Source organism: Bradyrhizobium canariense, assembly GCF_019402665.1.
In the GTDB taxonomy this organism is placed as follows: Bacteria; Pseudomonadota; Alphaproteobacteria; order Rhizobiales; family Xanthobacteraceae; genus Bradyrhizobium; species Bradyrhizobium canariense.
On record NZ_VSST01000010.1, the window covers coordinates 60271 to 66880 of the forward strand.

General features: G+C 58.7%; 3 protein-coding genes and 2 pseudogenes. 3 read left to right on the forward strand and 2 right to left on the reverse strand.

Annotated elements, in window-relative coordinates:
• Window positions 1-151: 151 nt before the first annotated feature.
• Both FXB41_RS04425 and FXB41_RS04430 read right to left on the reverse strand, forming a co-directional pair.
• Complete coding sequence (locus FXB41_RS04425) at window positions 152-979, reverse strand: alpha/beta hydrolase family protein (RefSeq protein ID WP_219680031.1); 828 nt, start codon at window positions 977-979, stop codon at window positions 152-154.
• 590 nt (window positions 980-1569) lie between these two features.
• On the reverse strand, window positions 1570-2052 hold the full coding sequence (locus FXB41_RS04430) for a MarR family winged helix-turn-helix transcriptional regulator (RefSeq protein ID WP_219680034.1): 483 nt from the start codon (window positions 2050-2052) through the stop codon (window positions 1570-1572).
• A 513-nt stretch (window positions 2053-2565) separates the two neighbouring features.
• Between FXB41_RS04430 and FXB41_RS04435 the strand changes: the two genes are divergently transcribed.
• The 3 genes and pseudogenes from FXB41_RS04435 to FXB41_RS04445 all read left to right on the forward strand — a co-directional run.
• Complete coding sequence (locus tag FXB41_RS04435; protein WP_219680036.1) at window positions 2566-4083, forward strand: porin; 1518 nt, start codon at window positions 2566-2568, stop codon at window positions 4081-4083.
• Window positions 4084-4551: 468 nt separating this feature from the next.
• A pseudogene (gene istA, locus FXB41_RS04440) lies at window positions 4552-6090 on the forward strand (IS21 family transposase).
• A gap of 71 nt (window positions 6091-6161) precedes the next feature.
• Window positions 6162-6610 (forward strand): annotated as a pseudogene (locus tag FXB41_RS04445) (cation:dicarboxylate symporter family transporter); the annotation flags it as partial.

The following is a 6610-nucleotide window of genomic DNA, read 5'->3' on the forward strand; positions in this document are numbered from 1 at the left end:
AACGGAATCTGAGCAGAATTCTCCCAAGAAGGCCCCGCGTTTCCTGGGACAAGCCGGTGATCCTCGAATGGCTTACAGGCACCCCAAAGTCCAGATCTCTTGCGGTGGTGCATTCGGGTTTGGCGATGTCTTCGAAGCAACGGGCAACGGCTTATAACACTGAAGTGTGCGCCAGCTTCTGCTCTAGCCAGCCGAAAATGTCCTCGTCGCAGGCCGCAAAATTCTCGAACTCACCGTCTGAAATCGGTGCCAGCCGCGACATTAACAGCTTGAGATCGATGCGCGCCGCCGTGCAGTCGGATTCTAATTTGATGCCTTCCGCGACGCTGACGATGCTGCGTCCACCCGCAATTACGAGAATCGGGCATTTCAATCGTCGCGCCAATCGCGAGCGATGCGCTGAAGCTAACTGATCATCCAGCAGGTGAGAGGTTCCCGTCATCCATGAGATGGATGCCTGAGTGCGAGCCCAATTCCATAATCCGCCGTCGCAAACCGCCGCCGCAATGCGGCGATCAGCTAGCGCGGAATCTGTAGCTAAGGCGGCCGACAGCCCTTCACCATAGATCCCAAATCGAGACGTATCAACTCCCGGCTGGGCAGACAAATAGTCCAAGCAAGAAGACAAAATTTCTGATTGTCCAAGCCGATCACCCGAAAAGTCGTCGTAGCTGATAACGAGAGCCGCCATGCCTCGGCCCGCTATCACGGGCAGGATTCGTCCAAGCAGCGTCGCTCCCGTTTCGTCTTCCCTGCTTATGCAAACAACTGCTGGGGTACATAGGTCGGGCCCGCCGGCGGACACGTAGTAAGCGGGCAGCTTGCGTTCATCCCAAGACGCGATTTCGACCTGCCGCACCCTGTGCTCTAGAGATCCGTAATTGCTGATGCCAGCTTCCAGTTTGGCCAAAACGTCTCCCGTTTGTGGATCGTCTTCATCAACCAGCCGCCTGGCTACTTCAAATGCGTAAGTGCGCAAAGCCAAGCCTCCGCCGCCGCGTCGAGAGCGCCCCGTTCGACATTCAGGTCTCCGAACAGGCAGTGAGCATCTCCAATGTTCGTCCATCTTGCGACGAAGTGCCGCCGGCTGGTCGCCTCGTAGTGTCCAGAGAAGCTATCTAGGAATAGCGCGGCATTTCGCCTTGTGGACTCAAGGTTGTCCGTCACTTCAGGCCAAGCAGCGCACAGCATCGGCTTCATCCCTTTGCGGATCATGACCTCAAGATCACCCACACGACCTTGAGCAATGGACAGTCCTGAAGCCGGCCAGTCAAGGTTGACTGGCAGCCTTCAGCTTCCGCTTACGTCGACTCTAGAGTTTAACGCTCATCAAAGCTGACGCTCCCTGATCTATGGGCACGCGCCGCTGAAATTCTGCTTTGTTTTAGCGAAATACGCAGTTTTTCTAATTGCGCAGAACATCCGCCTCAGAAGTGTTGGTGAATTTTGCGCAAGAGGCGATCTGAAGCTACACATTCCTGCAGGTAATACCGTGCGGTAATGTGTACTTCTGGGCGAGCGGTACCGAGATCGTCAAGAGTGCGGTCCGGCATCGATCGAATGGCCCAACTACAATAGCCCCAGATTTAGTTTTTGATGTGCAAGCCGGCTATTCTTGGCAATCGAGGTTAGTCGTTTATTGAGGTAGTCCAAAGACTCTTCGTCCACACCGGCAAGCATTGTCGAATTGAGCGCCTGTCTCTTGTGTGACAGCTTCGCCATTTCCGTTCGAGCCTTTTGAGTCAGCGATATCTGCAGGAATCTCGCGTCGTCGGGCGATATCACTCGGGCGAGGAGCTCCATCTGTTCGAGCTTCTTCGTTTGATTTGTTACGAAGGCGGGATGGATCCGCAGCTTGTTTGCGACCGCAATTCCGGAGACGCCGCGACCATCGTCGAGTTCGTCAATGGCCATAAGGATCAGCCATTGGGGTTCGCTTATTCCTAACATTTCCGCCCAACTCTTGTGTATCTCCTCGAGCTGAGAATGGATCTCAACGATGTTCCAGATCAGATCCCTAACGGCTCGATCCAATTGTTCTTTCTCGGCCATGTTAGCTTTCGCACTTGCTCGTTGTCGTGAGGAAAGAGGCGCCGCGGACGACTCAGGGGACGGTAGGAAATCTTATCCATCGCAAGTTGCCTGAAACAGCGCGCATAGAACATAGGCGGCATGTAGGATATCAATTGACGTAAACAATTAATTGGGTGTATTGTTTGAAGGATCGTTCAGGAACTTTACGAATGGTGTTGCTCAAATCTCCAAGTGGAACCCCCCGAGATGCCCCTTGGGGGCTCTTTTTTTGCATCTGCGGCTGCCCGCGGTTCCAGGTATTATCCCAATTCGCCGAGAAGTCAGGTGCTTCGTTGCTCAACTGCAACACTTTCTTCCAATCTAATGCCACTCGAAATTAATTAATTGCAGCAATTCATCAGAGAAACTAAAGATGACTTCGACAGCGAGGGGGTCCTCGAAGTCGTTCCGTCAGGCACCTGCCGTGGGGCGAGGGTGGCAGAGCGGATGTTTGAAGGACGGAAACGCGGTTTCCAACTTGGAGGGTCATCGATGAAAATCATGAAGGGTACTATCCTTTGGTCAGCGGCAATGTTCGTGGGGGTCGGAGCGCACGCTGCCGATCTCCCCGTCAAGGCCAAGGCGATCGAATACGTAAAGATCTGCTCACTCTACGGTGCCGGCTTTTATTACATTCCCGGCACTGACACGTGCATCAAGCTAGGGGGGTATCTGCGCGCGGATACCATGCTGGCGACCAATACAGACTTCGACGCTGCCAGCAGTGGTTTGGCTGGCGCGCAGAACCGGCTCAGCAACTACTACACAACACGGGCTCGTCAAGATCTGCAAATTGATACGCGTACGGCCACCGAGTATGGCGTGGTTCGGACTTTCGCTGAGCTGGTATATACCTGGACCAGTGGTACCTACACCGGAGCTGGCACAACCGGCGTGAACGGCGCGACGACTTATACGTCGTCGACCGGTTCTCAGGTCGCCGGTGGTTCTCTTGGCGTCTACTACGCTTTCATTCAGTATTCCGGGTTCACGTTCGGCAAGGCGGAGTCGCAATTTAGGACGCCATGGGCCGAATACCCCGCAAACATCTTGGAGCTGCCGGGCAGCGGCGGGTGGGATCCTGTGAACCAGGTTACGTATACTGCCGATTTTGGTCAGGGCGTCACGGCTTCGTTCTCTGCTCAGGATCAGGTCCAGAATTACACAACCAACATCTGGAATGTAAGCGGCGCCACCGTCTCTGGTCTCGCCACTGGCGCGTATGGTGCCAACGACATCGGTGGGTCGCGGGCTCCAGACCTTGTTGCCCGGGTTCGTGTTGATCAGGCTTGGGGTCTCTTTCAGGCATCATTCGCTGCGCACGATAACCATGCTGCGTATTACGGGGCGTCCGAGCCCACGGGGCATCCTGATGACAAGTGGGGTTGGGCTGGACAGCTGGCCTTGTCGATCAAGAACCTCCCGACAGGCGCAGGTGACACGATCAATTTGACGGGCGTGTATACGAATGGCGCAAGCCGATATAACTTCCAGGACTTTATGACGACGACCTACGCGATGTACGGAGGTACGAGCGTATCCGGTGCTTACCAGAGCTTGGGTTTAGCTGGTGTGTCTGACTCGGTCTTCGTCACCGGTGCCGGCCAGCAGTTGACCACGACATATGGCTTCAACGGCGGCTACACCCACAACTGGGATCCCTATTGGAACACGTCCGTCTTTGGCGCGTGGGCTGCCGTTCGGTATAATGGCACGGCCAAGGGATATATCTGCGGTGCCTTCGTCGCAAATCTAGCGCTCTCGAGCGGTGTTGGCGGGTGCAACCCCGACTTCAACTACGCAGTGGTTGGCACGAAGACGTCTTGGACTCCAGTCAAGAACCTGACCTTCACGGGAGAGCTTGCGTATATGATGCTCGACCAGAAGTATGCGAGCGGAAGCACGGTGACCCTTCCGCTTCAGTCGGGCCTCGCAAAGCCTGCTGCGGTCTATGAGCTGAAGGACCAGAACAGCTTGGTGCTGCTGCTCCGCGCTCAGCGCAATTTCTAAGTCGTCTCTGTTGTAGCGAAAGGAGCAAAGAACTGGCTCTATACTGACCTCCAAGGAGGCCTCCGGCATGCCCGCCGGAGGCCTTTCTCGTTATAAGTCGGCTTTCCGCCCGCGTGGCTCGATTGATCAGCTTCAAAAAATCATTCATTCATATGCACCCGGCCAGCACCCCAGGTACATCGATCCCGCTGAGGATCGCTCAGGCAGTCACGGTGCCCTTGGACTGTCGGTTCGCCATCCAATTCCGCGGCAGTAGGTCGGCGACTTTGTTAGTGGGGTGATCTGGATGCTGATTCCGCTCGATGTCGCCCAGCATTCCGGAATGATCTCGCCCACCATTCGGATTTGATGTCGCCCACCATTCCGGGATGATGTCGCCCGGGGGTGACGAGGCCTCTTCTGGCTCCGATACGGTCCCGCCTTTCGGCTTTGCGAAGGGGGACCTGGATGCCAACGGACAGGTTTGCGATGCGCCATGTGCGCGATGTGATCAGATTGAAGTCGGCCGGGATGCCGACCCGCGAGATTGCGCGGCGGGTGGGAACGGCGCCTTCAACGGTGCGGTTGACGATCCGTCGGTTCGAGGCGGCGGGGCTGACCTGGCCGTTGCCCGATCACGTCACCGACGCTGTGCTGGAGGCCCCGGCTGTTCGCCAGCGCCGGTGCCGGTTCCGGCACGCGGCGGGGCCATCGCCGGCAGGCGGAGCCGGACTGGGCGGCGGTGCATCGCGAGCTCAAGCGCAAGCACGTGACACTGTCGATGCTGTGGGAGGAGTACATCGCGAGCGAGCCCGACGGGTATCGCTATTCGCGGTTCTGCGAACTCTACCGCGCCTGGGAAGGCCGCCTGTCGGTGACGATGCGCCAGTCGCATGCGGCCGGCGACAAGCTGTTCGTCGGCAATGCGGGCGACGGCGTGCCGGTGGTGATCGACCGGCGCACCGGCGAGCGGCGCGCTGCGCAGATCTTCGTCGCGGTGCTCGGCGCATCCAGCTTCACCTACGCGCAGGCGACCTGGAGCAGGGGCTCGCCGACTGGATCAGCGGCCACTTCGGTGTCTTCGAGGCGATCGTCGGCGTGCCGGCGCTGCTGATGCCGGACATACCAAGGTGGCGGTGATCAAGGCCTGCCTCTACGATCCGCAGATCAACCGCAGGTACGCCGACATGGCGGCGCATTACGGTATCGCCATTGTGCCGGCGAGGCCTCGACGGCTACGGGACAAGGCCAAGGTCGAGCAGGCGGTCCTCATGGTCGAGCGCTGGCTGCTCGGGCGGCTGCGCCACCGCACATTCTACAGCCTGGCCGAGGTCAACGCGGCGACCGCCGAGTTGCTGACCCGGCTCAACGAGGAGCGGCCGATCCGGCGGCTCGGCGTCACCCGCCGCAAGCTATTGCAGGAGATCGACCGGCCGGCGCTGAAGGCCTTGCCGGAGAGCCCTTACGTGTTCGCCGAGTGGCGGATCTGCCGGGTCAGCATCAACTATCACGTCGAGGTCGAGGCGCATTACTACAGCGTCCCGCATCGCTTCGTCCGCGCCGAAGTCGAGGTGCGCTTCACTGCCCGCACCGTCGAGATTTTCCACAAGGGCGAGTGGATCGCAGCGCATCAGCGCATGAGCGGCAACCACAAGCACACGACCGTGCCGGAGCACATGGCGTCCAGTCATCGGCGCTACGCCGGCTGGACCATCGAGCGGCATCCGCAAGGACGCCACCACGATCGGGCCAGCCACCGCGGCGCTATGCGACCTGATCCTCGATGAGCGCGCACACCCGGAGCAGGGCTTCCGCGCCTGCCTCGGCATCATCCGGCTCGCCCGATCCTACGGGCAGGAGCGGCTTGATGCGGCTGCCATGCGGGCGATCGACATCGGCGCGCGCACCTACGGCTCGGTCAAATCGATCCTCGCCAACAATCTCGAGCGGCGTCCTTCACCCAAGCGCACCGCGGACGATCCGCCGATCCTCCATCCCAACATCCCCGGACCGCGCTACTACAATTAGGAGATCATGCCTTGCTCGCGCATCCGACTCTCGATCAACTTCACGCGCTCGGCCTTCACGGCATGGCCAAGGCCTTGCTGTTTGCCATCCTATTCGGGTTCTCGCTGATGGCGCTCGGCGAGTGGGGTGAGAGGATGCGCGGTCTGGTTGACGATGCTGCGCACGCGGTGTTTGGTGTCATTAGGATCATAATGAAGGCAGCGCCGATCGGGGCGTTCGGGGCCATGGCCTACACGATCGGCGAATTCGGACCTCCGCGCTCGGTAAACTCATCGGATTGTTTGCGCTCTTCTACGTGACAGCCGGGCTCTTCGTGATCATTGTGCTTGGCCTGATCGCGCGCCTGGTCGGCTTTTCTATCCTAAAGTTCATCGTCTGCATCAAGGATGAGCTGCTGATCGTGCTCCGAACGTCGTCGTCCGAAAGCGCGCTGCCGCAGTTGATGGAAAAGCTCGAACGGCTGGGCTGTTCCAAGGCGGTCGTCGGCCTAGACGAGCGACTCCATTATACCTGCGCGGTG

What these genes read in the sequence shown, in the direction of transcription:
- FXB41_RS04430 (WP_219680034.1), bottom strand. Translation starts at nt 2,052, where the DNA reads ATGGCCGAGAAAGAACAATTGGATCGAGCCGTTAGGGATCTGATCTGG.
- FXB41_RS04435 (WP_219680036.1), top strand. Translation starts at nt 2,566, where the DNA reads ATGAAAATCATGAAGGGTACTATCCTTTGGTCAGCGGCAATGTTCGTG.